The organism is Corynebacterium sp. HMSC066C02 (assembly GCF_001814945.1).
Classification (GTDB): Bacteria; Actinomycetota; Actinomycetes; order Mycobacteriales; family Mycobacteriaceae; genus Corynebacterium; species Corynebacterium aurimucosum.
The window spans coordinates 18,314-44,011 of record NZ_KV818452.1 but is presented as its reverse complement, the minus strand read 5'-3'; the positions used below and the strand labels follow the sequence as shown (position 1 = coordinate 44,011).

Annotated in this window: 22 protein-coding genes; 12 read left to right on the top strand and 10 right to left on the bottom strand. The window is 61.3% G+C overall.

Annotated features, from left to right (window positions below):
* Positions 1-12 precede the first annotated feature (12 nt).
* Positions 13-636: a hypothetical protein gene (locus tag HMPREF2996_RS07050; RefSeq protein ID WP_070730736.1), complete on the bottom strand. Its 624-nt coding sequence runs from the start codon at positions 634-636 to the stop codon at positions 13-15.
* Positions 637-660: 24 nt separating this feature from the next.
* Positions 661-1,545: a hypothetical protein gene (locus HMPREF2996_RS07045; RefSeq protein WP_070730734.1), complete on the bottom strand. Its 885-nt coding sequence runs from the start codon at positions 1,543-1,545 to the stop codon at positions 661-663.
* Positions 1,546-1,898: 353 nt separating this feature from the next.
* Here HMPREF2996_RS07045 and HMPREF2996_RS07040 point away from each other — a divergent pair, with 353 nt between their 5' ends.
* Positions 1,899-2,879, top strand: coding sequence for a hypothetical protein (locus tag HMPREF2996_RS07040; protein WP_246823001.1), 981 nt, complete (start codon positions 1,899-1,901; stop codon positions 2,877-2,879).
* Here HMPREF2996_RS07040 and HMPREF2996_RS07035 read toward each other — a convergent pair.
* Together HMPREF2996_RS07035 and HMPREF2996_RS07030 are read right to left on the bottom strand one after the other, a co-directional pair.
* Entirely contained in the window at positions 2,876-3,493 is a 618-nt protein-coding gene (locus HMPREF2996_RS07035; RefSeq protein WP_070730730.1) for an LppP/LprE family lipoprotein, read from the bottom strand. The genes HMPREF2996_RS07040 and HMPREF2996_RS07035 overlap by 4 nt on opposite strands.
* Before the next feature lie 51 nt (positions 3,494-3,544).
* A complete protein-coding gene (locus tag HMPREF2996_RS07030) occupies positions 3,545-4,033 on the bottom strand; it encodes an LppP/LprE family lipoprotein (protein ID WP_070644537.1) in 489 nt (162 codons plus the stop codon).
* Positions 4,034-4,144: 111 nt separating this feature from the next.
* Here HMPREF2996_RS07030 and HMPREF2996_RS07025 point away from each other — a divergent pair, with 111 nt between their 5' ends.
* Positions 4,145-4,723, top strand: a complete 579-nt coding sequence (locus HMPREF2996_RS07025; protein WP_070730728.1) for a nucleosidase — start codon at positions 4,145-4,147, stop codon at positions 4,721-4,723.
* Positions 4,724-4,846: 123 nt separating this feature from the next.
* Here the strand turns inward: HMPREF2996_RS07025 and HMPREF2996_RS07020 are convergent, their stop codons facing one another.
* The 3 genes from HMPREF2996_RS07020 to HMPREF2996_RS07010 form a co-directional block, all read right to left on the bottom strand.
* Entirely contained in the window at positions 4,847-6,121 is a 1,275-nt protein-coding gene (locus tag HMPREF2996_RS07020) for an AI-2E family transporter (RefSeq protein ID WP_201829018.1), read from the bottom strand.
* 35 nt (positions 6,122-6,156) lie between these two features.
* Positions 6,157-9,603, bottom strand: coding sequence for a bifunctional proline dehydrogenase/L-glutamate gamma-semialdehyde dehydrogenase (locus HMPREF2996_RS07015; RefSeq protein ID WP_070730725.1), 3,447 nt, complete (start codon positions 9,601-9,603; stop codon positions 6,157-6,159).
* Positions 9,604-10,005: 402 nt separating this feature from the next.
* Entirely contained in the window at positions 10,006-11,118 is a 1,113-nt protein-coding gene (locus tag HMPREF2996_RS07010) for an ABC transporter substrate-binding protein (RefSeq protein WP_070730722.1), read from the bottom strand.
* 128 nt (positions 11,119-11,246) lie between these two features.
* Between HMPREF2996_RS07010 and HMPREF2996_RS07005 the strand changes: the two genes are divergently transcribed.
* The 8 genes from HMPREF2996_RS07005 (at position 11,247) to HMPREF2996_RS06970 (ending at position 20,412) form a co-directional block, all read left to right on the top strand.
* On the top strand, positions 11,247-12,209 hold the full coding sequence (locus tag HMPREF2996_RS07005; RefSeq protein WP_241760823.1) for a FecCD family ABC transporter permease: 963 nt from the start codon (positions 11,247-11,249) through the stop codon (positions 12,207-12,209).
* On the top strand, positions 12,206-13,213 hold the full coding sequence (locus tag HMPREF2996_RS07000; protein WP_010188671.1) for a FecCD family ABC transporter permease: 1,008 nt from the start codon (positions 12,206-12,208) through the stop codon (positions 13,211-13,213). The genes HMPREF2996_RS07005 and HMPREF2996_RS07000 overlap by 4 nt, the downstream gene beginning before the upstream one ends.
* A 2-nt stretch (positions 13,214-13,215) precedes the next feature.
* Entirely contained in the window at positions 13,216-14,013 is a 798-nt protein-coding gene (locus HMPREF2996_RS06995) for an ABC transporter ATP-binding protein (RefSeq protein ID WP_070730720.1), read from the top strand.
* 229 nt (positions 14,014-14,242) lie between these two features.
* Positions 14,243-16,087, top strand: coding sequence for a molecular chaperone DnaK (dnaK, locus tag HMPREF2996_RS06990; RefSeq protein WP_070448082.1), 1,845 nt, complete (start codon positions 14,243-14,245; stop codon positions 16,085-16,087).
* A gap of 3 nt (positions 16,088-16,090) precedes the next feature.
* Entirely contained in the window at positions 16,091-16,780 is a 690-nt protein-coding gene (grpE, locus tag HMPREF2996_RS06985; protein ID WP_070730718.1) for a nucleotide exchange factor GrpE, read from the top strand.
* Positions 16,781-16,914: 134 nt separating this feature from the next.
* Positions 16,915-18,120, top strand: coding sequence for a molecular chaperone DnaJ (dnaJ, locus tag HMPREF2996_RS06980; RefSeq protein WP_070711614.1), 1,206 nt, complete (start codon positions 16,915-16,917; stop codon positions 18,118-18,120).
* 12 nt (positions 18,121-18,132) lie between these two features.
* Positions 18,133-18,555, top strand: coding sequence for a heat shock protein transcriptional repressor HspR (locus HMPREF2996_RS06975; protein ID WP_070448076.1), 423 nt, complete (start codon positions 18,133-18,135; stop codon positions 18,553-18,555).
* 336 nt (positions 18,556-18,891) lie between these two features.
* The gene (locus HMPREF2996_RS06970) at positions 18,892-20,412 is read left to right on the top strand and encodes an acetaldehyde dehydrogenase ExaC (protein WP_070730826.1); all 1,521 of its coding nucleotides are present in this window, start codon (positions 18,892-18,894) and stop codon (positions 20,410-20,412) included.
* Here HMPREF2996_RS06970 and HMPREF2996_RS06965 read toward each other — a convergent pair.
* Together HMPREF2996_RS06965 and HMPREF2996_RS06960 are read right to left on the bottom strand one after the other, a co-directional pair.
* Positions 20,409-21,521, bottom strand: a complete 1,113-nt coding sequence (locus tag HMPREF2996_RS06965; RefSeq protein ID WP_246823000.1) for an alpha/beta hydrolase — start codon at positions 21,519-21,521, stop codon at positions 20,409-20,411. The genes HMPREF2996_RS06970 and HMPREF2996_RS06965 overlap by 4 nt on opposite strands.
* A 35-nt stretch (positions 21,522-21,556) precedes the next feature.
* Positions 21,557-21,817: a hypothetical protein gene (locus HMPREF2996_RS06960; protein ID WP_070730715.1), complete on the bottom strand. Its 261-nt coding sequence runs from the start codon at positions 21,815-21,817 to the stop codon at positions 21,557-21,559.
* Positions 21,818-21,919: 102 nt separating this feature from the next.
* On the opposite strand from HMPREF2996_RS06960, the gene HMPREF2996_RS06955 reads away from it, so the two are divergent.
* The gene (locus HMPREF2996_RS06955) at positions 21,920-22,729 is read left to right on the top strand and encodes a carbon-nitrogen hydrolase family protein (RefSeq protein ID WP_070730713.1); all 810 of its coding nucleotides are present in this window, start codon (positions 21,920-21,922) and stop codon (positions 22,727-22,729) included.
* Positions 22,730-22,780: 51 nt separating this feature from the next.
* On the opposite strand, the gene HMPREF2996_RS06950 is transcribed toward HMPREF2996_RS06955, so the two are convergent.
* Positions 22,781-23,980: an FAD-binding oxidoreductase gene (locus tag HMPREF2996_RS06950; RefSeq protein WP_070730711.1), complete on the bottom strand. Its 1,200-nt coding sequence runs from the start codon at positions 23,978-23,980 to the stop codon at positions 22,781-22,783.
* 168 nt (positions 23,981-24,148) lie between these two features.
* Between HMPREF2996_RS06950 and HMPREF2996_RS06945 the strand changes: the two genes are divergently transcribed.
* Complete coding sequence (locus HMPREF2996_RS06945; RefSeq protein ID WP_070730709.1) at positions 24,149-25,519, top strand: sodium/glutamate symporter; 1,371 nt, start codon at positions 24,149-24,151, stop codon at positions 25,517-25,519.
* Positions 25,520-25,698: the final 179 nt, after the last annotated feature.

Genomic DNA, 25,698 nt, shown 5'->3' with positions numbered 1-25,698 from the left:
GGTTTCGGCGTTTTAGGCGGTCTTTTCGGCCTGCTTGCGGCCCAAGGTCTTGCGCAGGGACCAGATGAATTCCGCAATCATCAGGTAGACCGGGGTACCGCCGGCGACCATAAAGAAGAAGGCGCCGGCGGAGCTAGCCTCGTCGACGTAGTCATCAGCGCCGTACAGAAGCTCGATACTGCTGGCGTTGCCGACCTCCGCGAGGGCGCCGAGGCCGCGAATGGTGGAAATGATCCACATGAAGGCCAGCAGACCCCACACGATGCACCACTGAATCGACTGGGCACGCTGACGGGAGGGCTCCACGGGGAAGGAGAAATCAACGTTGAAGCTGGAGGAGCCGGAAGCCTGGGCGCTCGAAGGCTGCGGCATGAGCTGCACGCCCGAGCCGGAGTTGGCGATCTCACGGATGCGGGCGACGTCCACCTCGGGGCCAAAGGGATCCGCGAGTGCTCGGTCATACTGCTCGCGGCGGTCCTGGCGGGAAAAGATGCTGTGGGCGGTGGAGAGTTCGTCGTAAAGCGCGGCGTTGGAAGGATCCGTCGTGGCGAGGCGGTGCTCGAGTTCCGAGGCCAATGCCGCGGAATCAGCGGAAGGGTCCAAGTTGAGGGAGTTATAGAGGTTGTAGTGTGCCACGAGGCGAAAAATCCTTTCGAGGGGTTAGCAGGGATCGCTGAAATCTGCATTGTTGTTGAGCGAACGGGCGTTGCCACCGTACCGCGCCTTGAGTTTACAGACCTCATCCACGCTGTGGCCGGCGTCGTAGTAAATGGCAAAGACCTCCTTACCATCGACTTCAGAGCGCAAGGAATTGCAGGCCAGTCCCGGCATCGACTTAGCACCAGGATGCTGGGCGAGTGCCTGGTCGACGTACGGTGTTCTGAGTTCGCCGTAGGGCACAAGCACACTGTCAACAATGAGGATGTAGCTTCCGTCACAGAGGTCGCCCAAGTAGCCTGGTTTTAGCTCTTTCTCTTGGTCAGCTGCGGCCAACTCTTCAGAGGAGCAGAGGGGAACGTCATCGACATATTGCTCTGGAAGGCCATCCTCAATCAATTCCTTTCGGTCATAGCAGTCCATGTGTGAGTCTGAAAATTCGCCGTCGGCCTCGTGCGGGATCCATGAGTTGCCTGCCCAGGAATGGAGGTAATACAGCGAGCTGTTTTCTTGGGCGAGGAGCAGCCAGTCATCGTCGCAGAAGACGGTCATTGGGTTATCAATCTTGTCCCGGAAAGCGTCAGCCATTTCGCCACATTTTTGTTCTCGGGTGTATTCGGGGTCGTCGACGAACGTGTAATTCTTTTTGGTGGTTTCAGTAGTTTCCTCCGAACTCGGTATCTGTTCGCTTGGGGCAGCTTCGGGTGAAGACGCCGCGGCCGAGTCGGAGGAAGGGGTCGAGTTGGTGTTTGCGGCTATAGCCCACGTGATGCCCGCAGTCAGCGCAATGATGCCGACAATTGCGGCGATGATGACAGCGATGCGCTTCGGGGCGGTCGCCGGTGAGGGCGAGGAAGGGGGAGCGCCCCAGCTGTTGTTGTCAGTCATGTGATGGACTCCTTTGCATCTGGAAGAGAGAAAGCCTTGAGAGGAAACTGCAAGGTTACATTGAGAAACTGTGTCATACTATATCCGTACGGCTGTCAGAAATAGCTGCAGAAAGCAGGTAAGACAGGGTAGGGGTAGGGATCAATTGTCATGCTTAATCCAAACGCGGTATATAAGTTGCTACTATTTGAAGTAATTCACTGTGGATGGACCTCACGTGAGGGGTCGTGGAGGTATCGATTAGTCTTTCGGCGCCCCGCAGGCAACCAATGCAGAACCGGCTGTGCCTGGCTTAGTCCCACGCGTGACTCAGTGCGATTCCCCTGAACGGGGGAGAAGGGATAGAAGACTTGGTGCTTGATCGCCCCCTCAATGCAGCGGAACTGTATGCCACGCACAACCGAGTGAGCGTCTCACCAGATGTGGTGAGGAGGTTAGGCACTGCGTTGGGTTATGAGGCCATCGAGGCGTTTGGTGAGAACACCACCAAACGGCTCGCCACTGTCTTCGACCTCGGGGACATCATTGATCTGCTGCTATTGGGTCAGCTTCCCGATCTAGAGGTAGCCCCGGCTATGGAACAGCAAGTGGAGGCGGACGTAGCCCGGAAGTTGGTGCGCCGCATCAGCGCGGGTGACTACCTCACCCGGCAACAGGTGCATGACCTTCTCCCGCGCGAGACTGTGACGCTTTTTCGCATGGGGCATCCCCGGCTATGGGCTTTTGCAGTGCGCCAGCGCCTGCCGAGAAACGCCGAGAAAGCCATTCCAGAGTCCTTCCACCGCGACATCACAGGCCCCTACACCACTCCGGAGGAGGCCTGGTTGGGCATGTACGTGGCCGATGCCACGCACTTAGGAGAGCTGGACGCGCGAGTGGAGGGGGCAGGGCTTGACGAAGACAGGCAGCAGCGCCTCCGCCTAGGCATGAGCCTGGCTGATACCTACCGTCAAGTGTGGAGCTCCGCCCGCGGGCATTGGCGGGTCAGCCCCAGCACCACCTATATCGTGCCCTCCCGCCTCGGATATTGTCCCTACGTTTTCCGTGTGGCGGAGGGCGGTTGGCGCTGCGATTCCTTCGACGGCGGACAGGATAGGTACATGGCCACCGAGGGCTATTGGATCGATGTGGAGCGCGAGCGCCTCATTCACCTCGGTGCGCCGGACCCGGAGGATAGTTGGCTACCCACGGTGAGCGTTGCCGCAGAGCCGCCCAGTGAGACCGACCTGCAAGTAGCCCGGGCGTTGTCCGGGAAGCTGATCGCCCTCGGGGCGGCGCAAAAGAACATTACGATCCGGCTGCGGCAGAAGAACCGGACGCTGAGTTTTGACTAGTAAGTGCTGGGAGGGACATCACCGCTCATGATCACCTTTTGCTGGCCTTCGTCCCAGCGGAAGCCTGCGTGCGTCTCGCCGGTGCGGCCAGCGGTGGTTTCGCCCTCGCGCGCCCAGTGGTAGGTTACAGCGATCTCGGCGTCATTCACGCGCTCGATGGTGGGGAAGAAACCATAAGGCTCGGCGGTCGCGGTGCCGAGATATTCGCCCTTGTGGAAGAGCATGATGTGGTGCGGTGAGGAGGCCGTAGCACCCTCGATGGCGATGATTAGCCAGCTCAAATCCGCGCAGGGTTCAAACTCTGAGGAAGAAGGCCGCCCCCAACCGAAGCCATTCCACGGTGCGATGGTGCCAATGCCTGATTGATAGGCCTCTTCAGCGTCAATATCCTCGCAGGACTCTGGTTCTTCGGTCTTCGGGGCAGGTGCCTGGTTGCTCGTTGGCTCCGGGCTTGCGGCCTCTTCCGTGGGGCTTGCGGCAGCAACACTCGCCGGGCTGTTGCGGACCGCGCTAAACATTGGGGTGTCTGAATCGGCTTGCTCGGCCTGGGAACAGGCGGCGAGAGGGAGACACATGAGTACAGCGCCCGCGAAGGCAGAAGCAGACCGGAGCATGGGGGTTCCTTCCATAGAATGTGCGCCTCACCTTGAGGCGCACGGTTTATCTTAGCTAGGCGGAACGTCGCCGCTCATGATGACTTTGTTCTGGGCTTCATCCCAGCGGAAGTTGGCCTTTGACGTACCCGTCGGTGCGGCATTGGCGTCGCCATCTTGTGGCCAGTGGTAGGTCACGGAAATCTCGTTGTGATTGACCTGCTCGACGTCGGGGAAGAAACCATAAGGCTCAGCAGTGGCGGTGCCGAGGTACTCGCCATAGTGGAAGAGCATGATGTGGTGCGGCGAGGAGGCCGTGGCTCCCTTGATAGAGATGGTCTGCCAGCTTAAGGCCGCGCAAGGATCGAAGTGGGAAGAATCAACCAGCGCCCACTCGTGGCCATGCCATTGAGGAACGTGGGCAACGTTGTCATCGAAAGCCGCCTGGGGGTTGCCGGCCTCGCAGACTACGGGGCTGGCCTGGGCTTCTTCAGGGATGGCGCAGGCGATGAGCGGCATGCACAGGAGTGCGGCGCCGGCGAAAACTCGTGGTGTGAACATGGTGTTCTCCTTTCTGAGGTCTCGGTGTGGTTCCGAACCCTACAAGCGGCCGCTCCGCTCAGAACAGAGTTGTGGAGAGCATTCCTCGAGACAGCGGGTAGTCTCGCAGGCATGGAGAATCTGTCTGGTCGTACACTGTTCGTCGCCGCCGTGGATGCTGAAGCCACACACGTTCCCGAAGGAGCGCCGCTGCTCATCACCGGTATTGGTACGGTTCCCGCCGCCATCGAGCTGACCACGGTGCTGGCCTCGGCACAGCAACTGCCGGAGCGGGTTATCAACATCGGTACTGCGGGCGCGCTTCGCGACGATCTTTCAGGCGTCTTCGAGGTCTCCCACGTGCGCAAGCACGACTTCCACCTAGAGGTGCTCAGCGATGTTTCCCGCTATCTCCTTCCCGAGGTGATCGAGCTTGAAACCTCCGGAAAGCTTCCCACCGCGGCCCTTGCGACGGGCGACTCTTTTATTTCGGATACCCCCACCCGCACGCGTCTGGCCCAGGATTCCGAGCTGTGTGACATGGAGGGCTACGCCATCGCCGCGGTCTGTCGAAAGTTCGGCGTGCCGTGCACGCTGCTCAAGCAGGTTTCGGATACCGCTAATGAGGAATCCTATGGCTCGTGGGCCACGGTGCTCGACCGCGCAGCGGAGGAGCTGGCTGTAGCCTTCGACACGGTGTCCGCGGATTAGACCCCACATACGGAAAGTGCCCTAGTTGCCAAAACCATCGCTCCCGCCGCGGGTGGTGGGGGAGAAGTTTGGCAACTAGGGCAGTTGCACGGCCAGGGCTAGAGCCATGCACCGGTTGTGTGGCTAGCGGGCGCCGCTGGCCTCTAGGTTCTCGTAGAGCTCCATGACGTCCTCATGGCCCTCCGCCGTGGAAATCTTAATGTTTTTAGCTTCGATTTCGCCGGCACGCAGGCTGGCCATCTCCTGGTGGTAGCGGAAGACCACGGCAATGGTGGCAGCCACCGGCACAGCCAGGAAGGCGCCGATGATGCCGGCCAAGGCGGAGCCGACCGTGACGGAGAGCAGCACCATGGCGGCGTGCAGGCCCATGGCCTTGGATTGCAGCATCGGCTGGAGGACGTTGCCCTCCACCTGCTGGACGATGATGATGAGAGCCAAGGCGAGCAAGGCCTTCGTCAGCCCATCGGAGACCAGCGCGATGATGACGGCCAAAGCGCCCGCAGTGACAGCGCCAATGACCGGGATGAAGCTGGCGAAGAACGTAACTACGCCGATGACAAGGGCCAGCGGTACCTGGAGAACCCAGAGGCCGAGGCCGATGAGGATGCCGTCGACGGCCGCGACGGCTGCTTGCGCCTGAATGAAGCCAGATAACGTGTTCCACACGCGAGTCAGCAGCTCGGTGGCGTGCCAGCCGGCGGAGTAGCCGGTGTAGGTGCGCAGCCACGGCAGGAACTTATCGCCGTCCTTGAGGATGAAGAAGGCTACGAAGAGCATGATGGCGAGCGCCATGGCGATGGAGCTGGCCATCGATACACCGGAAATCACCCCGGTGGCGATGTTGGAAGCTTGGCCCTTGATGAAGGTCATGGCGTCATCAAGTACTTCCTGGACTTTCGCGGCATCAATATCGAAAGGTAGGTCCTTGGCCATATCGACGAGCTTGTTCAAGCCGCCTTCAGCCTGATTGACCAAGGACGCGCCCTGAGAGGAGACGACCGGGGCCATCGCCGCGAAGACGCCGCCGATGATGGCCAAAAAGCCCAGCAGCGTGGTGATGGAGGCCAGCGCGCGGGGGAATTTGTGCGCGCGCAACCAGTTGGTCACGGGGAAGAGCACCGTGCACACCAAAATGGCCAGGATGACCGGCAGCAGGCCCACCCAGATGAACTTCAGCAGGTAGCCGGCCAGGCCGACGCCCGCCACCACGATGATGAAGATCAAGCACACCTTGGCCAAGGAGATGGCATCGCGCCCGAGGACGCGAGACTTGTCATCGGTCTTCGACACCGGGAGGGTAGCTTCTTCATTAATGGGCTCCGCGGCGGCAGAAGCCGCCGCGTCAGAGGCCGTGGAGGACGTGCCCGAGCGGGCACCGTCATCATTGTTGTTTGTCATGCGCTCCATCTTCTCATATGAGCGCAGAAAACGAACTATGCGCGGATGCTGCTTACCTGGCGGATGATGCCGAAGCGGTGCATCGTTACCGAGACTGCCTGCTCGAGGAGGAAGGGCAGCAGCTCGCGGCGGCCATCAGCCAGCACCGGCTGATCCAGGACCACGGAGTTGGATTCCACCGCCGCCTCAAAGACGCCCGGCTCGACAGAGCCCACTGCACGCACGCGGCCGGACTCTAGACGAGCGACCTCGCGGGCAAAGGTTTCTGCCTCCACGGCATCGACATCAAAGCCCAGCTCGCGCAGCTCCGCGGCCTTTTCCGGGGCGGCGCTGAAGCGCACCGGGGAGTCGGTGCGGGTGGCGGCGAGGGCGAGACGGGAGACGTCGCGAAGCTCGGCATCGGAACCAATGCGTACCTGCAGCGGCGTGAGTACCGGGCGGTAGCGGAAGACGTTGGCCTCGCTGACCAGACCTGCGCGGTCGTGCTGGCGGCCGAACTCCTGCTGCCAAGCCAACTCGTCGAGCTCTGCTGCGCGCCACAGCCAAGCGGTATCCTCCTCCGAGAAGCCCAGCTCGCCGAAGGCACGCAGCTGGGCCGCCACCGGCTGGGAGATATCCACGTCGAAGGGGCGCAGCGGCCCCTCGGACCAGGTGCCGAACTGGGCCACGTAGTTCGGGCCACCGGCCTTGGCGCCCGGGCCCATGACGGACTGCTTCCAGCCGCCGAAGGACTGCCGCTGCACAATCGCGCCGGTAATGCCGCGGTTGACGTAGGCGTTGCCCACTTCGACGCGCTCGAGCCAGTAGTCGATCTCCTCATTATCCAGCGTGTGGATGCCGCCGGTCAGGCCATAACCGGTGGAGTTCTGCCACTCGATGGCCTCCTCCAGGGTCTCCGCATGCATGATGCCGAGCACTGGGCCGAAGCACTCGTTGACGTGGAACCAGGAACCGGGGCGCACGTTATCGCGGATACCCGGCGACCACAGGGTGCCTTCCTCGTTGAGCTTCTCCGGCTTCACCAGCCACTTTTCACCCGGCTCCAGCTGGGTCAGGCCGCGCAGCAGCTTCTCGCTGGGGGCTTCGGCGAGACCGTTCATCGTTGTGGTGATGTCGTAGCCGGGGCCAGGGATGAGGGTCTTGACGGCGTCGACAAGCTGGGAGCGCAGGCGCTGCGACTCGCCGGCCGCACCGACGAAGATAACTAGGGAGGACGCCGAGCACTTCTGTCCAGAGTGGCCGAAGGCGGAGAGGTAGAGGTCCTGGATGGCCAGGTCCGGGTCCGCGGACGGGGTGATGATGAGCGCGTTCTTGCCGGAGGTCTCCGCCATGATATTGAGCTCCGGCTTCCAGGAGCGGAAGAGCTTGCCGGTATCGGAGGCACCGGTGAGGATGACGGCGTCGACGTCGGCGTGGGAGATCAGCGCGCGGCCGGCGTCGCCCTCGTCGGTGAAGACGAGCTGGACCAGATCCGGGTCGAGGCCCTGTGCCTCGAGGCCGGCGCGGAAGGCTTCCACGACGAGCTTCGCGCAGTGCACGACCTGCGGCGCGGGCTTGATGATGACGGCGGAACCCGCAGCGAGAGCCGCCGCAATGCCGCCGGTGGGGATGGCCACCGGGAAGTTCCACGGCGGGGTCACCACGGTCACGCGGTAGGGCGTGAACTCGGCGGCGTAGCTCTCCAGCAGGCGTGCGGACTGGGCATAGTAGGTGCAGAAGTCGATGGCCTCGGAGATTTCCGGGTCAGTCTGCGTGACGGTCTTGTTGGCCTCGTAGGCGGCGACGGAGATGAACTCGCCGCGGCGGTTGGCCAGCTCATCGGCCACGGCCTCGAGCGCGCGGGCGCGGTCCTCGGCAGGGCGCGCACCCCACTCGGCACCGAGCTCGGCGGCGCGGGCCACGTGCTTGTCGACGACCCCAGTCTCCGTCACTTCCTCCACCCCGTGCTCACCCGGGTCGGTGGCCAGAGCCTTAAGCGCCCACTCGCGGTTGGCTTCCAGAGCTGGGTCGGTGTCCGGCTCGTTAGCGAAGCGCCCGGTGCGCGGTGCCTGGCGGCCGGCTGCCTGCTCGGCCTCCTCCAAGCGGTTCTGGGTGCGGCGCGGGCCGGCGAAGGTATCCCAGCGCTGCTCGACGGCCTCGCGGAAGACCTCCTCTTGGTCCTTCAGCGCCTGCTCCTCCGGGGCGAAGAGAGCGTAGAGGAAGTTTTGCGGCGCAGAGTTCTCCTCCAAACGGCGCACCAGGTAGGAGACCGCGACATCGAAGTCCTCCATGTGCACCACCGGGGTGTAGAGGATTTGGCGGCCCTCGAAGGCCTTGCGTACCGCGGTCTGCTGGGCCGGGGACATGCCCTGGAGCATCTCGGAATCCATCATGCGCATGACGCCGCGCTTGGTGCCCAGCTTGTAGGCAAAGGCCGCGGTGTAGAGGTTGTGTGTGGCCACGCCGATGCGCACGCAGTCAGCGAACTCGGGGCGCAGGATGTAATCGAGCAGGCGGTAGTAGTTGGCGTCCACCTCATCCTTGGTGGCATAGGGCGCTGCCGGCCAGCCGTGGATTTCACCCTGGACGTGCTCCATGGACAGGTTCGCGCCTTTGACGATGCGAATCTTGATGTGGGAGCCGCCCTCGGCCACGCGCTGTTTGGCGAATTCGGCGAGGTGCGCCAAGGCGTCGAAGGTATCCGGCAGGTAGGCCTGCAGGACGATGCCGGCCTCGAGGTTGGTGAACTCCGGCTCGCTGAGAAGCTCGGTGAACAGGCGCACCGTGAGGTGGAGGTCGTGGTATTCCTCCATGTCGAGGTTGATGAAGACCTTATCGGGGCGGCGCGCGGCGGCATCATAGAGCGGGCGCAGGCGCTCCTTGAGGCGGACCAGGGAGCCCTCGATATCCCACGGGTTGAGCTGGGCCACCATGGAGGAGGCCTTAACGGAGACGTAGGTCACGCGCGGGTTCTTGATGAGCTTGAGGGTGCGCTCGGCGCGGGAGCGCGCTTCGTCGTCGCCCAGCACGGCCTCACCGAGGAGGTTGAGGTTGAGCTGCTCGCCGGACTCCGCCGCCTTGTCCAAGGTCTTGTCAAGGGCATCGCTTTCGGCGTCGAGGACCAGGTGGCCCACCATCTGGCGCATGCGCATGCGTGCCAGTGGCATGACCAGGTTGGGCAGGATGGGCCCGAAGAACCCACCCAGGCCTACGAGGGAACCGTTGATGAGGCCGAGGAAGGAGGCGTCATAGGTGGTGGTAACGGACTTCAGTGCGTGGGCGGCTACCTTGTCATCTTCGGGGCGCATGACGCGGTCGACGAAGTCCATGGTGAAGGCTACTCCGTCCGGGTTGCGCAATAAGTCGGCGAGTTGTTCGGTGGCTGGGTCCTGCTCGTCGGCGGTGGAGGCGAGCCAGGAGTGGGCCTGGGCCGCGGCGGCGTCGATCAGCGCGGCGTCGATGTCGGTGGATTCGGGCACGGGGGTGTGAGCATCGTTAGTCATGGATTACAACCTTTATGGGTCTTAAGGCGCACTGATGCGGCCTTGCGGAAAGCAGAAATTGCAGACTTTCTAGTCCAACACGAGCGCACACTCTGCGCCGTGCCGGTCAGTCTGTGTGAAAAAGAGGTGCTTATTTAACGCTGGCGTACACAACCGGTGGCCGGTCGGAAGAACGACGCTGCCTAATGAAGTGAGCATTCATGTGCGACCACCCTTCTTGTATGTGGGGAGCAGCCAGGCAGCGGCCTGGCCTGATTAGCGAGAAATCGGTGACCGTGATATGGCCCGCCGCACAAAAATCGTAGACGTGTAACCCATCTCGCTTACATGAAAGCTAGCCCCTTAAGTTGGGGTGAGTCAATCCCACAGGTGTTGTTTTGAGGGGAGGTCGCTACCCCCGTGTTAGTGGCTGAGATACTCCGCGAGATCAGCAGCGATCTTCTGTGCGCCCAGAGGTCCTAAGCCGAGAGCCCACGTGTCATCACTGACCTCGATGGCATGGCCATCTTTGACCGCTGGAAGCTGCTGGAAAGCTTCAGTGGCAATGGCAGTGTCTTGGCCGGTGGCGGAAGGATCGCCGTAGCTGCAGTAGAAGATGTAGTCAGCGTCCGCTTGGTCAATGTTCTCCGGTGAGATTTCCGTAGCGAGCTCTTCGATGTCTTGGTTGGCGGGGCGGGCGAGGCCGGCGTCATCAAGCACCGTTCCAATGAGCGAAAGGCGCCCGTAAAGGCGTACCTTGCCTGGCATGAAGCGCAGAATGGTGACGGTGGTGTCTTCGCTAGCCGGCCCGTCCTTAATGGCCTTCTTTACTTCTTCGATTTTCTTGTCATAGTCGGCCATGACTTGTTCGGTGCGCACTTCTTCTCCGAGGGCTTCGCCGATGAGTCGGAAGTTTTCTTTCCAGGTGTATCCAGGGCGAATCGAGAAAACGGTAGGTGCGATGGAATTGAACTGGTCATAATACTTATCCATGCGCAGCTGCGAGCCGATGATGAGGTCGGGGTTGAGTGAAGCAATCTTTTCCATATTGACTTCGTTGATCGTGCCTACCGTTTCGATGTCACTTGCTTTGTCGGCCATGTAATCGGGGACGGGGTTCTGACCCTTGGACGTGGTCATGCCGACTGGCTTCATGCCGAGTGCTAGGACGGAATCGAGTTCACCGCTTTCGAGAACGACCACCCGCTGCGGCTTTTCTTTGAGTTCGGTCGTTCCACGTGCATGCGTGACCGTGCGTGGGAATTGACCAGGGGCTGCATCGCTGCCAAAGGTTTGGCTTTTCTGTCCTGCTCCAGCAAAACCTTCGCCTCCGGTGGCCACGGAGTCATTTCCCGAGGCTGAATTGGAGTTTCCTGATTTTTTCTCTGACGGTGAGGATGCAGAGTTGGAAGCGTCAGCGTTTGAGTTGGTGTTTTCGAGGCTGGCGCAGCCGGTGAGAGCTATCGCTGCGGTAAGACCAACAGCGGTGAGTCGGAGAAGTGGGGTGCGCGGTACGATTTTCTTTCGAATATACATAAAAGGTAGCCTAACCTAAATTGGGTCGAGCTAAGGAAACGTGAGCATATGAAGGTATTTGGGTGGTGTTGGTGATTGAGCAGGGGGTGTACGCCGGCAAAGGAAGTGCCCGGCGTCTTGGTTGGCTAGTGGTTGCTGGCATTGCCATTCTCGGTATCGGTGTTGCGCTGTCGCTCGCGTTGGGGGCGCGTAGCATTCCTTTCAGTGACGTGTTGGCTGCCCTTCGAGGGCAGCCTGGTATCGCTTCCTCGATCGTGTGGGAGAGGCGGCTTCCCCGTACTCTCGTTGCCGTGTGTGCGGGCTGTGCTTTGGCTCTCGCTGGCGCAGTCCTGCAGATTATGACTCGCAATCCGTTGGCAGATACCGGAGTCTTCGGCATCAACGTTGGCGCTAGCTTGGCCGCGGCCATTGCTCTGGGCTGGTGGGGGTGGCAATCACCTTTTGCTTTTTCGCTCGCAGCCATCATCGGTGCGGCAGTGACCATGTTGGTGGTCACCGCGGTAGGGCGTGGCAGAGCGGGCGATGTTGATCCGCTGAGACTGATTCTTGCAGGTGTAGCCATCGGGGCGGTATGTGAGGGCCTGTCCTCCGCGCTGATCCTGATAGATCCTCACTCTTTCGCACGTATCCGCGCTTGGGTGACGGGCTCTGTTGACGTGGCCTCGTGGACACCGGTGGCGATTACGTCCGGTGGGTTAGCAGTTGGTGTGGTGCTGCTGATTGTCTTTGCGCGTCACTTGCCGCCCCTTGCTTTGGGGGATGAAGCCGCGGCGAGTCTTGGGATCAACCTCAAGATGACGCGCTTGGGACTTATCGCAGCGGTAACGGTCTTGGCGGCTACGGCCACAGCGGCAGCGGGGGTGATTGTATTTGTTGGCTTGGTTATTCCGCATGTGGTCAGGCTGTGCGGAATTTATGAAGAGCGGGCGCAACTCGCTGCCTCTGCCGTGGTCGGGCCTCTGTTCTTGTTGGGTGCTGACATTGTTGGTCGCTTTCTTATCGCGGCCGAGTTGCCGGCTGGCGTCGCGGTATCGCTCATTGGTGCCCCAGTATTGATTGCGTTGTCCCATCGCGCTGGAAGGAGGTTGTGATTGTGAGCGTGAGAAGTGTTTTGTCCTTTGCAGGTATTGTGATCGTCGCGCTAGCTATTGCTGCCTATTCGCTCTTCTCGCCTGGTGCCGGGCAGGATAGCGCAGCGTTGTGGTCCGTGGCTACGAATCCCAATAGCACTGACTTTGCGGCCACCGTCGTGTGGCAATGGCGTGCTCCGCGGGTGGTTGCCGCGATTGTCGTAGGAATGTGTTTGGGCATAGCGGGCGCCATCTTTCAGATCCTCACCCACAATCCTCTGGGCTCGCCCGACATCATCGGGTTTAATACCGGTGCCTATACCGGTGTCATCGCGGTATCCTTGGCGGGCTTTAGTTCCGCATTTAATATTGCGCTAGGCGCGTTGGTGGGTGGGACTGTTACTGCGTTACTCATCATGGGGCTTTCATTTGCCGGAAGGCTCACGGGAGCAAGGCTGATTGTGGTGGGGATTGGAGTGACGTTCTTTCTTTCAGCAATAAACAAGTGGCTGATTCTAAGTGGCGAGTTGGAGCAATCCTTAGGTGCGGCGACTTGGGCGGCTGGAACATTGAATGCTGTGTCCTGGGGCTACGTTATCCCCTTGGGGGTGCTGGGAGGCGTGGCGTGCGTCGCTGGGTTGCTGCTGCGTGGCTGGTGCGACGCGCTTGCCCTGGGGGATAGCACGGCGAGTTCGTTGGGGCTGAACGTGAATCGTGCACGTGTGGTGATGGTTCTGGTTGGCACAGTTCTTGTCGCTGTATCGACGGCGATAGCGGGCCCAATCTCATTTATCGCCCTCGCGGCCCCTCATATGGCTCGCCTGCTCTCGCGTCCAGGCAGGACACCGGTGTTGGCTTCAGGAGTGCTCGGCGCTCTTTTCTTGCTCGCTGCTGACTTAGCGGGGCAGCGCCTATTTTTCCCTATTACTTTGCCCGCCGGCCTTGTAACTGTCTGTGCTGGTGGCATCTACCTTGCGGGTCTGCTGTTGTGGCAATCCCGATTTGCGCGCGTGAAAGGCCGGTAAAAATGAACGAACAAAAAGTGTGTGACGGTGCGCCGGGCGTGAGGGCTGAAAGGCTGAGCATGTCCTATGGCAGAACTGCCCCGTTAATTCTCGACTCGGTGGATGTGTCTTTCCCCGCGGGCAAATTCTCAGCCATCATCGGCCCGAATGGTTGTGGAAAGTCCACCCTGGTGAAGGTGCTTGCGCGGTTAGAAACACCGAGCGCAGGTGCGGTGCATATTGGCCAAGAAGACGCAGCTTTACTCTCGCGGCGAAAATATGCCCAGCGCGTTGCTGTGATGTCGCAGCAATCCGTAGCCCCTGAGGGGATTAATGTCCGAGAATTGGTTGCGCGAGGGCGCTTCGCTCACCAAGGATTTATGGGGTGGAGGAGCCAGGAAGACGAGCGTGCTGTTAGTCGTGCGCTAGCGGAGGTAGGCCTTGAGGAATTGGAAGAGGCCGAGGTGGCGGCGTTGTCAGGTGGTCAGCGTCAACGTGCTTGGCTGGCCATGGCTCTCGCACAGGAAACGCCTGTACTTTTCTTGGATGAGCCAACGAGTGCCTTGGATATTGGGTATCAGCATTCCTTCATGAAGTTGATGAAAGAGCTGGCGGGTAGCAAGACCCTCGTTGCGGTAATTCATGACTTGGCGCATGTGTTGCGTTATGCCGATTATGTCGTGGCGATGAAAGATGGAACGGTGTGGGATGCGGGCGCGCCGCGCGATGTCATTAACCCTGCCCTGATCGAGGATCTTTACGGCTTGGCAGTCCGCGTTGTGAATGCGGACGGAGAGCCAGCAATCGTCCCAGTGGGGTGAGCCGCCAATTGAGCAGCTTCATTTCCCCAGCGTGCTGGCAATAAATAAAAAGTTGAGTCGATCGGGAACAACTTTGAGTTTGTCCGCGTTGTGTAGATTGAGTGACCGGCGCTCAGGTTTGGATGACTTTGAGTGCTGCTTCTGTTAGAGTCGCTGACTGGACGCGGCAGAAGTTGAGTCGCGCATTATCAACTTAAGAACAAACCCAACCAAGCAAGGAGAAAAGATCATGGGACGCGCAGTAGGAATTGACCTCGGTACCACCAACTCGGTCGTATCCGTACTGGAAGGTGGCGAAGCCACCGTTATCGCTAACTCCGAGGGCTCTCGCACCACCCCGTCCGTCGTGGCTTTCGCTAAGAACGGCGAAATCCTCGTCGGCCAGTCCGCGAAGAACCAGGCGGTCACCAACGTTGACCGCACCATCCGCTCCGTCAAGCGCCACATCGGCACCGACTGGACCATCGATATCGATGACAAGAAGTACACCCCGCAGGAGATTTCGGCCCGCACGCTCATGAAGCTGAAGCGCGACGCCGAGGCTTACCTGGGTGAGGACGTTACCGACGCCGTTATTACCGTCCCGGCTTACTTCGAGGACTCCCAGCGTCAGGCCACCAAGGAGGCCGGCCAGATTGCAGGCCTCAACGTCCTGCGTATCGTGAACGAGCCGACTGCCGCCGCGCTTGCTTACGGCCTGGAGAAGGGTGAGCAGGAGCAGACCATCCTGGTCTTCGACCTGGGTGGTGGTACCTTCGACGTCTCCCTGCTGGAGATCGGTGACGGCGTGGTCGAGGTTATGGCTACCGCTGGTGATAACGCGCTGGGTGGCGATGACTGGGATCAGCGCATCGTCGACTGGCTCGTAGATAAGTTCAAGGCTTCCCAGGGCGTTGACCTGACCAAGGATAAGCGCGCTGTCCAGCGTCTGCGTGAGGCTGCTGAGAAGGCCAAGATTGAGCTGTCCTCCTCCCAGTCCGCCAACATCAACCTGCCGTACATCACGGTGGACTCTGAGAAGAACCCGCTCTTCCTGGATGAGACCCTGTCTCGCACCGAGTTCCAGAAGATCACCCAGGACCTGCTGGACCGCACCAAGACCCCGTTCAACCAGGTCATCAAGGATGCTGGCCTGTCCCTGTCCGAGGTTGACCACGTGGTGCTCGTCGGTGGTTCCACCCGTATGCCGGCCGTGTCCGACCTGGTCAAGGAAATGACCGGCAAGGACCCGAACAAGGGCGTTAACCCGGATGAGGTCGTGGCAGTCGGCGCTGCTCTGCAGGCAGGTGTGCTGCGCGGTGAGGTCAAGGACGTGCTGCTTCTCGACGTCACCCCGCTCTCCCTCGGCATCGAGACCAAGGGTGGCGTGATGACCAAGCTCATCGAGCGCAACACCACCATCCCGACCAAGAAGTCGGAGACCTTCACCACGGCTGATGACAACCAGCCTTCCGTGCAGATTCAGGTCTACCAGGGCGAGCGCGAGATGGCTTCCGCCAACAAGCTGCTCGGTTCCTTCGAGCTCGGTGGCATTGCTCCGGCACCGCGCGGTGTACCGCAGATTGAGGTCACCTTCGACATCGACGCCAACGGCATCGTCTCCGTCTCCGCTAAGGACAAGGCCACCGGCAAGGAAAACACCATCAAGATTCAGGATGGTTCCGGCCTCTCCCAGGAGGAGATCGACCGCATGGTCAAGGACGCCGAGGCACACGCCGAAGAGGACAAGAAGCGCCGCGAGGAGCAGGAGACCCGCAACCAGGCGGAATCCACCTCCTACCAGACCCGCAAGTTCATGGACGAGAACTCCGACAAGCTGCCGGAGGACCTCAAGACCCGCGTGACTGAGGCCGCCGATGCCGTCGACGAGGCGCTGAAGGGCGATGACATTGAGGCAATTAAGTCGGCCGTCGAAAAGCTTGGCACCGAGTCCCAGGAGCTGGGCAAGGCCCTGTACGAGGCCCAGGCTGCTGAGGCAGGCGCCGAGGGTGCCGCTGCTGGCGAGACCGCTGGTGACCCCAACGTCGTCGACGCCGAGGTTGTCGACGAGGACGACGAGAACAAGGAGAAGTAAACCATGACCTCCCCTCAGGACCCGGGCAACCCGGCCAACACCGACCCCGAGGCAACCTCCGCTGAGGCTGCGGAGGCTGCCGCCGCAGAGGCTGCTTCGGCCGACGGCGCCGTGGATGAGGCTGCTGAGGCACAGGCTGATGCTGCCACCGCGGGCACCGCTGAGGCAGAGGCTGCGGTTGAGGATGCCGCTCGCGACATCGCTGATGACGACGCCAGCGCTGAGAACTCCCTGGAGGCTCAGCTGGCTGAGCGCACCGAGGATCTGCAGCGTCTCAACGCGGAGTACACCAACTACCGCCGTCGCACTGAGCGTGACCGTCAGGCCGTGATCGAGACCACCAAGGCCAAGGTCCTGGCAGATTTCCTGCCTATCCTTGATGACCTGGAGCTCGCACGCCAACACGGTGACCTCAACGAGGGGCCGCTCAAGGCCATTGCGGACAAGCTCACGGGCGTGCTGACTAATAACCAGCTGACCCCCTTCGGCGCCGAGGGCGATGCCTTCGACCCCGAGGTGCACGAAGCAGTCCAGGACCTCTCGACTGGTGACGAGCAGGTCATCGGCACGGTCTTGCGCCGTGGCTACACGGTGGGCGAGCGCGTCGTGCGCACCGCCATGGTGATTATCGCCGACCCTGCCGAGTCAGTCGATACCGCTGATAGTCCGGATAGCTCGGATAGCGCAGAATAGGTATCGCAGGTGGCGTCAGGGCTCAGTGTTCCTTGGCGCCACTCTTCTTTTCACTACTTAATTAGCATTTTTACTTAGCAAAAAATCTTAAAACCTAACCGTTTATCGACTCTCCTGAAAGGAGGAGATGCCCAGTGAACGCTAAGCCAGAATGGGCAGACAAGGATTATTACGCGGATCTGGGGGTCTCCTCGTCCGCAACCGCCGAAGAGATTAAGCAGGCTTATCGCAAGCTGGCCCGCCAGAACCACCCCGACGCCAACCCGGATAACCCCGCGGCGGCGGAAAAATTCAAGCAGGTGGCGGAGGCCTATGATGTGCTCTCTGATAAAGCTACCCGCAAGGACTATGACGAGTTCAAGGCCATGATGCGCGGCGGTGGCTTTGGACGGAGAGGAGGCGCCGGGTTTCCCGGCGGGTTTCGATCCACGCACATGGGTGGACCGGGTGCGCAAGAATTCGACCTCTCCGACATCTTCGGAGGATCCGCTCGAGGAGCGTCTCAAGGCGGCGGTCTTGGGGATATCTTCGGTAGCGTTTTCAACCGCGGCGGTGGTGCTGGCCACACAGCTCGGCCGTCGCGGGGGGCCGACGTCGAAACGCAAATAACCCTCGACTTCCGCGAGGCAGCGAAGGGAACCACCATTCCCTTGCAGCTCAGTGGCGAAGCTCCCTGCACCACGTGCCACGGTTCCGGCTCGAAGAGCGGAAAGCTGACGACGTGCTCGACGTGCGACGGCACCGGTTTTACCTCTGAGCAGCGCGGTACCTTCGGCTTCTCGGCGCCGTGCGCTGACTGCGATGGCACTGGTCAGCGCGCTGAGGATCCCTGCCCGGATTGCTCCGGTTCCGGAACGGTGCATCGCACCCGCTCGATTACGGTGCGTATCCCCGCTGGAGTGATTGATGGCCAGAAGGTGCGCCTCGCTGGTCAGGGTGAAGCTGGTCCGAACGGCACGCCTTCCGGTGACCTCTTTGTGGCGGTCACGGTAAAGCCTGACAAGGTATTCACCAGGGAAGGCGATGATCTGCACGTCACCGTCCCGGTGTCCTTTGCGGAGCTGGCCTTGGGAGACACCATTACGGTGCCGACCCTCGATTCGCCCGTGCGCGTGAAGGTGCCGGCGGGCACACCCGATGGCCGCACGTTGCGCGTGAAGGGCCGCGGCGTGGCCAAGCGCGGGGGCAAGGCCGGTGACCTCATGGTGACCGTGCAGGTCACCGTGCCCTCCACGTTGGATGCGGCGGCCTCCTCGGCGCTGCGCAGCTACGCGCAAGCGGAGAAGGACTCCGGCTTCGATCCGCGTGCCGGTTGGGCCGGTAATACGGTAGCGCGCTAAAGGAGGTGTGAGATGAGCAAGGACAGAACAAGCCGAAGTGATGCGGCGCAGCCCAAGGCGATGTATGTCATCTCCGTGGCTGCAGAACTGTCCGGCATGCATGCTCAAACCCTGCGCACGTATGACCGGATGGGGCTGGTTTCCCCAGCCCGCACCTCCGGGGGCGGGCGCCGTTATTCCGAAAGCGACATTGAGCTCTTGCGGAAGATTCAGGCGCTCTCGCAGGACGATGGCGTGAATCTGGCCGGTATTAAATCCATCATCGAGCTGACTGCGGAGCGTGACCGCCTCGCCGCCGAGCGCGATGAACTGCAGGCAGAAGTTGAGCGCCTGCGCAGCCAGGCCCGCCCATCGCGCGGTGAGCTGGTCCATGTGCCGCGTTCGACCTCCGTGGTGATGTGGACGCCGCGACGTAATCGACGCCGCGACAGCTAGAAGTTTCCCCCTCCTTCGCGGAGGGGGTTCTTCCGTTTTGGGCCCATCTACAGCCCGCTCAGCCGGAAACTCTGCGCTCGTTGCTTAACACGTGCCCTTGTTGCCAAAGTTCTTGTTCAAAATTGCTCTGGACCGTGAAACTTTGGCAACGAGGGCAGTTTGGGTAGCAACTCTCCTGGGGAGGATAGCTTTCGAAAACGTGAGTTTTGCAAAACTTAACACTACACTCGCACTCAACGTTGTGCGACCTATCACATTCCTAGGTGAATGTGTCTGAGACATCTTAGGTGAAGGCCCGACGGAGACCTATAAGACAACAAGAAAGGTGCGATGACCATGACTTTCTATGCGAACCCCGGAACCCCTGATGCCATCGTGAACTTCCGTGAGCGCTATGACAACTACATCGGCGGCGAGTGGGTACCACCGGTTGATGGTGAGTACATGGACAACATCACCCCGGTTACCGGAGAGGTTTTCTGCCAGGTCGCACGCGGCAAGGAAGCAGACATTAATCTGGCCATCGACGCCGCAGAGAAGGCCTTCGAAACCTTCGGTAAGAGCACCCCGGCCGAGCGTGCGCTCCTGTTGCACCGCATTGCGGATCGCATCGAGGAGAACCTGGAAAAGATCGCCGTCGCGGAAACCTGGGAGAACGGCAAGGCCGTGCGTGAGACCCTCGCTGCTGATATCCCGCTGGCCGTCGATCACTTCCGCTACTTCGCCGGCGCGATTCGTGCTCAGGAGGGCCGCCTGTCCCAGATTGACCAGGACACCGTGGCATACCACTTCCACGAGCCGCTGGGTGTGGTGGGGCAGATCATCCCGTGGAACTTCCCGCTGCTCATGGCGGCGTGGAAGATTGCCCCAGCGCTGGCCGCGGGCAACACCATTGTGATGAAGCCGGCTGAGCAAACCCCGGCCTCCATCCTGCTGCTTATTGAAATTATTGAGGACCTCCTGCCGAAGGGCGTCCTCAACATCGTCAACGGTGTCGGTGAGGAAGCGGGGGTGGCTTTGTCTACCTCGGATCGCATTGCCAAGATTGCCTTCACTGGCTCCACCCCGGTGGGCAAGATCATCAACAAGGCCGCTGCAGACAAGGTCATTCCTGTCACGCTGGAGCTCGGCGGCAAGTCGCCGTCCATCTTCTTCGCGGACATCATGGACAAGGACGATGCCTACCTGGAGAAGTGCGTCGAAGGCTTCGTCATGTTCGCGCTCAACCAGGGTGAGGTCTGCACCTGCCCATCGCGCGCGCTGATCCACGAGGACATCGCGGACAAGTTCCTGGAGCTGGCCGTGGAGCGCGTGAAGAAGATCAAGATCGGCCACCCGCTCGACACCGAAACGATGATGGGTGCGCAGGCTTCCCAGGAGCAGATGGACAAGATCATCGAATACCTCGAGATCGGCCCGAAGGAAGGTGCGGAGACCCTCATCGGTGGCCATGTGAACAAGGTGGAGGGCCTAGAGAACGGCTACTACATTGAGCCGACCGTCTTCCGTGGCACCAATGACATGCGCATCTTCCGCGAGGAAATCTTCGGCCCGGTGCTCTCCGTGGCCACGTTCAAGGACTTCGAGGAAGCCATCCAGATTGCTAACGACACCAACTTCGGCCTGGGTGCCGGCGTGTGGTCGCGCCACCAGAACACCTGTTACCGCGCCGGGCGCGAAATCCAGGCCGGCCGCGTGTGGGTCAACCACTATCACGTGTACCCCGCGCACAGCGCCTTCGGCGGATACAAGGAGTCCGGCATCGGCCGCGAGAACCACCTCATGATGCTCGCTCACTACCAGGAGACGAAGAACATGCTGGTGTCCTACTCCGAGGAGCAGGCTGGTCTCTTCTAAAAGCGTTGCGCGATGATGCCCAGACCCCGCAGAAATGCGGGGTCTTTCCAATAGGAACCATGATCCCCCGGCAGGCCGTTGGCGCCGGGCAGAGGGGCGGCGCCAAAAGCGGGGGAGGAGGGATCAGGGCCGTGGATTCCGCCGCGCGGTCCGGTGGCAATCGCGATGGGGTCCTCGGTATTCCGCGCGCTCCACACCCGGCCGTGTAGCTGCGAGGCACTAGCCACGGAAGCGCCCGGGCTGCCGACGAGCACGATGTCATCCGCAGCATAGTCCTGCTGCGCCGCCTTGCCCACCACCACAGAGCCATAGGAGTAGCCCAGGAGGATATGCTGTGCGTGCGGAAAGCGCTGCCGCAAAGCGCGCTGGAAGCGGCCCAGCTCAGCAGCTCCGCGGCGCGCCGGGTCCTCGTGTGCAGCGCGGGGCAGCGAGGCCGGGGCGGAATAACCAATCCACGCCACCGTGGGCCCATTGGTGGCGCGCGCGATGGCGCGGGCGCGCTCCACGGCGGTGGGCCAGCTCGCTGTCTTGGAAGAACCTACCCCACCCACAAAGGTGCTTACCTGGGCGGCGTGGGTCCCGATGCCTTCGGGGTCCACGAGTGCCACCAACCGCCCGGGGCCGGCCTCCAGCACGGTGATATCCGGGTTAGCCGCGGCCAGGGAACGAACCTCCTCGCTAGCCATGGTCAGCTGGACCTGGTGCAGCTCAGTGAGAGTCAGGTCGCTGAAATCCTCCAAGCGGCTCGGTGGCTGGGTCATCTCCGGAGTGCATAAGGCGTTTAATTGGCGGGCGCAGGCCCAATCGAGGACGTCGGCCAACGCATCTAACTGCCCAAGCGCCACGCTGGCGGGCTCGGCAAATGCAGGGATCGCGGCGAGCTGCAGGGCGCGTGCGCGCAGCTGTTCAATTCTCTCCTGTAGGGGCGCATAGAGGCTCAGGATCCGCGCGGCCAGGCGCATCTGTTGCGCGGGTTCTAACAGCGTATCGGTGGCGCGCTGCAATGCGCGCCGCGCGGCATCGGCAGCAGCTCCTGATATCGCTAGGCCTGCCCAACGATGGTGTGAGTCAGTGACATAAAGTTCGAGTTCAGAAGCAGAATTTACCATCCAGTCAGCCTCCGTGCGTAGTTCTTTCGCCGCGCTCATTCGCTTCCCTCCAGGCGTGCGGAAAGGTTCACATCAAGACTCTGGGTCACACCCACGAAGCGCTCCAGCTCTCCTAGGCGCGCCCGTCGATCCCCTTCGCTGGCTCTTCGCACCTCCTCCCACCGCGCGCCGAGAAGAGCTAGCGCGCGAGCCGTACGGGGAGGCTCTTTCAAAGAAGGTGTGGCGGCGGGCGAGACGTGGCCGAAGAGGGAACGGATCTGCTGAAGGACAGCATGGTCGATGTCGAGGTGGTTCATAGCATCGAGACTGCGCCAACTGTCCTATCGCCGTAAAGAGCAACAACCGCGAATCCACGAAATCTGTGGATAACTAATCCGGGCTCGTCTACCGTGGGCCGCATGAAGGTAGCAGCAGTTCAATTGACCAGTACCGGAAACGTTGAGGAGAACCTCGCAGCAGCGCTCGACAAGATCCGGGAAGCCGCGGCCAACGGCGCGCAGCTCATCGTCCTGCCGGAAGCTACCACCCAGAGCTTCGACTCCGGGCGCCTCGATACACACGCAGAAGGGCTTGATGGCCCCACCGCCACTGCCGTGCGCGCGCTGGCAGAAGAACTCGGCGTGTATGTGGTGCTGGGAATGTTTGCCCCAGCGGATACCGTCCAGCGTGGGGAGAAGACCATTAATCGTGTGGCCAACGTTGCGCTCATCGCCGGGCCTGGTGTTCTCGGCGGCTACGAAAAAATCCACACTTACGATGCTTTCAAGTACAAGGAATCCGATACCGTCCGGCCGGGCGAGTCACTCGTTGCCTTCGATGCCGGTGACCTCACCGTGGGTGTCGCCACCTGCTATGACATCCGCTTCCCTGAACAATTCAAGGAGCTCGCCCGCCAGGGTGCTCAGCTCATCGTCGTGCCCACCAGCTGGGCAGATGGCCCGGGCAAGCTGGAGCAATGGCGCCTACTCAGCGCGGCGCGCGCGCTTGATTCCACGACCTATATTTTGGCCGCAGGGCAAGCGCGCCCCGGTGGTAAGGCTAAGGCGGGGCAGACTTCCGGGCCCACCGGCATTGGGCACTCCGTTCTCGTGGCGCCGGATGGCACACGTCTTGCCGAAGCCAGCTATGAGCCGGAAATCCTCTACGGCGAGGTGGAGCCAGACTCCGTGGCGAAGGTCCGCGAATCCCTCCCCGTCCTAGACGCCTAAGCCCCGATTGCACGCCTAAGCTCCGTTTGTACGCCTAGGCGCTCAGCGCGCCTAGGCCCACTGGGATTTCTTCCACGCCGCCCAGGCTTCCCAGTCATCGCCCCAGCCGTCGAGCTCCGCGGCGGAGGCCGCCCACTCGTGGCCACGCTGCCAGCTATCCATGGTGATAGCCTTTTCCGCGACGCCACCCGCGAGCAAGGCCGCGCGCGCTAATTCCACGCGGTCGGCCGGACCGATGAGTACAAAGCGGCGGTCAGTCCCTTCGGCGAGCACCGGTTCCATCGGCTCCTTGGCCACCACAGGCTTAAACCCGTGGGCAGCCGGCTGCGCCCCCAGCAACCACGGGTCCTGTCCCTCCCGCACGATGTGGCGCAGCTTCAGCTCCGGAAGCAAGGCCTGCAGGTTAGCCTGAAATTCCGTGTCATAGTGCTCGCCCGGCGAAGGTGCTACAGCATAGACCTGGAGACCGGAGGGGAGGGTGTTCTCTAGGGCGTCGAGAAGCAGCGCCCGGGCACCCGCCCATCCCGTACCGAAGGAAATGAGGGTGGTTCCGGAATCGAGTTGCGGCGGCTCACCGGCGGGCATGCCCAACGTCCACCAATCACCCGGCTGCGCCTTGGCCAGCATGGAGGAAGCCTCACCGGCCAGCGCGAGGTGGAATATCAGTTGCCCGGAATCACCAGCAGGCGCTGCCGGGGTCAACGGACGCCAGGTTCCCGGCGTGAGCTGCGAGGTCACCGGCACGTGCTGGCCCGCGCGGTAGTCCAGCGCCATACCGGACTCCAACCGGACCACAGCGGTGTTCCGGTTGGGCTTTTCCACCGCCACCACCTGGGCGCTATGAGCGGGAGGAAGACCGGCGACATCCGCCTCCTGTGCGGCGGTACGCATGATGGAGCACACCTGGGAAATGGTGCGCGTGGCGACGTCATGCTGGTACGGCGTGAGCCCCAGAACCCCCAGCCCGTGAACAAGTGATGCCTCAAATTTCGGATAGACCTCAGGCGGGAAACCGAGGCGGCGATGATCACGGCCCATGCGTACCAGGCGCTGGGCCACATCCCCCTGTACCTCATCGCCCTCTACATTCTCCAGCACCCACGCCAGCGCCGGGGCCATGGAAGGGTGCGTTTCTTTCATCGACAGAGCAAAGACTTGGCGGGATTCAGCCACGGTGGCGAAAAAGTGCCTGTGTACTGCATCGCGATAGTCCTCCGCGTGCTTGCGTAGGTGTTCACCCAGTTCCCTCATGCCCGCCCATCCTAGCCCCTGGGGGTAGAGCCACATCACCCTCGGGTTATATGCCAGGGGTGGAAAAGCGGGAAGGGGGTTGTAGTGTAATCAACGGTTCATTTCCCGAAAGAGGGTGAGTCTCGTCTCAAGGACGCCGCCGAGTGCGGCATGGAAGGAAGTTTTCGCATGGAAGAATTCTCTGCGTTCACAATCATGACCGACGTGGGCTGGATTTCTTTGCTCATGGTTATCGGCAACGTTCTGCGCCACCAGATCAAGTTCGTGTTCCAGGACTTGCTCTTGCCTGCCCCCATCACGGCAGGCCTACTCGGCTTGCTCTTAGGCCCTAATGTCTTGGGCTGGATTGGTTTCTCCGACAACCTCGGCGATTACACCTCACTGCTCATCGCTGTGGTCTTCGCCTCCATGGCCTTCTCCATGGAGATGGGCGGCAATATGGGCAAAGGCGCCCGCAACATGTGGGGCTACTCCACCATGATGTTCACCGGCCAGTGGGGCCTGTTCATTGTTTTGGGTCTTCTCCTGTTCAAGCCAACCTTTGATACCCCAGACTGGTTCGGCATGATGCTGCCCGTTGGCTTCACGGGGGGCTTCGGTACCGCGGCGGCTGTCGGCAGTGCCTTGGAAGGTGTGGGTGCTGAGGCCGCGTCCTCCTTGGGCTTTACCTCCGCCACCGTGGGTACGCTGGCCGCCATCATTGGCGGTATCGTCGCCGGTAACTGGGGCATCCGTAAGGGCAAGGTTTCGCATGTGCCGAAGCAGCTTCCGGAGGAACTGCGCCGCGGCTACATCTCGCGCCTGGAGGATCGTCCTTCCCTGGGCCGCGCTACCACCAACCCGTCTGCCATCGAGCCCATCACCCTGCACGTTGGCTTTATCGCTTTGACCGTGATGACCGCTTATGGCATCAACAAGGGAATCTCCTCCATCTGGGAGAATGTTTCTATCCCGCTGTTCGCCATGTCCATGGTGGTGGGCCTGCTCTTCCGTGCGGTGATGAACATGGTGGGCGCCAAGGACTACCTGGATAAGGACACTGTGAGCTCGGTGTCCGGTGCGGCCACCGACTACCTCATTGCCTTCGGTGTGGCGGCCATCGTGCCGGCTGCCGTCGCGGCCTACTGGCAGGCTCTTCTCCTGCTCTTTGTCCTGGGTACCATCTACTGCATCTTCTTCCTCATGTGGTTCCCTGCCGAGTTCTTCGGCGAGCGCTGGATTGAGCGCGGCATCTTTGGCTGGGGCTGGGCGACGGCTACCGTGGCCACCGGTATTGCGATCCTCAAGATCGTCGATCCGAAGCTCAAGTCCGGCACCCTGTCGGAGTACGGCATGGCCTACATTGGCTTCGGACCCTTTGAGATTTCTTGGACCATCATCGCGCCGCTGGCCGTCATGTACGGCTTCACCGCCGGCTTCGGCTGGATCTCCCTGGGCATCGCGGTGGTCATTTACCTCGTCTTCAAGTTCACGGGAATGATGCCACCGCGCGGCACCATCTTCAAGGAAGGCATCGGACACGTCGGCTCAGAGAAGTAGACGCTGACCTTTCCCGCGTGAAACCCCCAGGCCACGGCCTGGGGGTTTCTTCGTTCACAGGGTGGCCCGCATTACGGGAGTCAGTGCCTAGTGAACACATTGCTCTTTAACCAAGAATGGGGATAAAATTCAGGAAGTTGTTAGCGTAGCGCTCTCCCATTCTTTCTTTTTATTCTTTC

Excerpts from the sequence above, each read along its gene's own strand:
- HMPREF2996_RS07045 (WP_070730734.1), bottom strand. The coding sequence starts at position 1,545 with ATGACTGACAACAACAGCTGGGGCGCTCCCCCTTCCTCGCCCTCACCG.
- HMPREF2996_RS07035 (WP_070730730.1), bottom strand. The coding sequence starts at position 3,493 with ATGCTCCGGTCTGCTTCTGCCTTCGCGGGCGCTGTACTCATGTGTCTC.
- HMPREF2996_RS07030 (WP_070644537.1), bottom strand. The coding sequence starts at position 4,033 with ATGTTCACACCACGAGTTTTCGCCGGCGCCGCACTCCTGTGCATGCCG.
- HMPREF2996_RS07025 (WP_070730728.1), top strand. The coding sequence starts at position 4,145 with ATGGAGAATCTGTCTGGTCGTACACTGTTCGTCGCCGCCGTGGATGCT.
- HMPREF2996_RS07020 (WP_201829018.1), bottom strand. The coding sequence starts at position 6,121 with ATGACAAACAACAATGATGACGGTGCCCGCTCGGGCACGTCCTCCACG.
- HMPREF2996_RS07015 (WP_070730725.1), bottom strand. The coding sequence starts at position 9,603 with ATGACTAACGATGCTCACACCCCCGTGCCCGAATCCACCGACATCGAC.
- HMPREF2996_RS07010 (WP_070730722.1), bottom strand. The coding sequence starts at position 11,118 with ATGTATATTCGAAAGAAAATCGTACCGCGCACCCCACTTCTCCGACTC.
- HMPREF2996_RS06995 (WP_070730720.1), top strand. The coding sequence starts at position 13,216 with ATGAACGAACAAAAAGTGTGTGACGGTGCGCCGGGCGTGAGGGCTGAA.
- dnaK (WP_070448082.1), top strand. The coding sequence starts at position 14,243 with ATGGGACGCGCAGTAGGAATTGACCTCGGTACCACCAACTCGGTCGTA.
- grpE (WP_070730718.1), top strand. The coding sequence starts at position 16,091 with ATGACCTCCCCTCAGGACCCGGGCAACCCGGCCAACACCGACCCCGAG.
- HMPREF2996_RS06975 (WP_070448076.1), top strand. The coding sequence starts at position 18,133 with ATGAGCAAGGACAGAACAAGCCGAAGTGATGCGGCGCAGCCCAAGGCG.
- HMPREF2996_RS06970 (WP_070730826.1), top strand. The coding sequence starts at position 18,892 with ATGACTTTCTATGCGAACCCCGGAACCCCTGATGCCATCGTGAACTTC.
- HMPREF2996_RS06965 (WP_246823000.1), bottom strand. The coding sequence starts at position 21,521 with ATGGTAAATTCTGCTTCTGAACTCGAACTTTATGTCACTGACTCACAC.
- HMPREF2996_RS06960 (WP_070730715.1), bottom strand. The coding sequence starts at position 21,817 with ATGAACCACCTCGACATCGACCATGCTGTCCTTCAGCAGATCCGTTCC.
- HMPREF2996_RS06955 (WP_070730713.1), top strand. The coding sequence starts at position 21,920 with ATGAAGGTAGCAGCAGTTCAATTGACCAGTACCGGAAACGTTGAGGAG.
- HMPREF2996_RS06950 (WP_070730711.1), bottom strand. The coding sequence starts at position 23,980 with ATGAGGGAACTGGGTGAACACCTACGCAAGCACGCGGAGGACTATCGC.
- HMPREF2996_RS06945 (WP_070730709.1), top strand. The coding sequence starts at position 24,149 with ATGGAAGAATTCTCTGCGTTCACAATCATGACCGACGTGGGCTGGATT.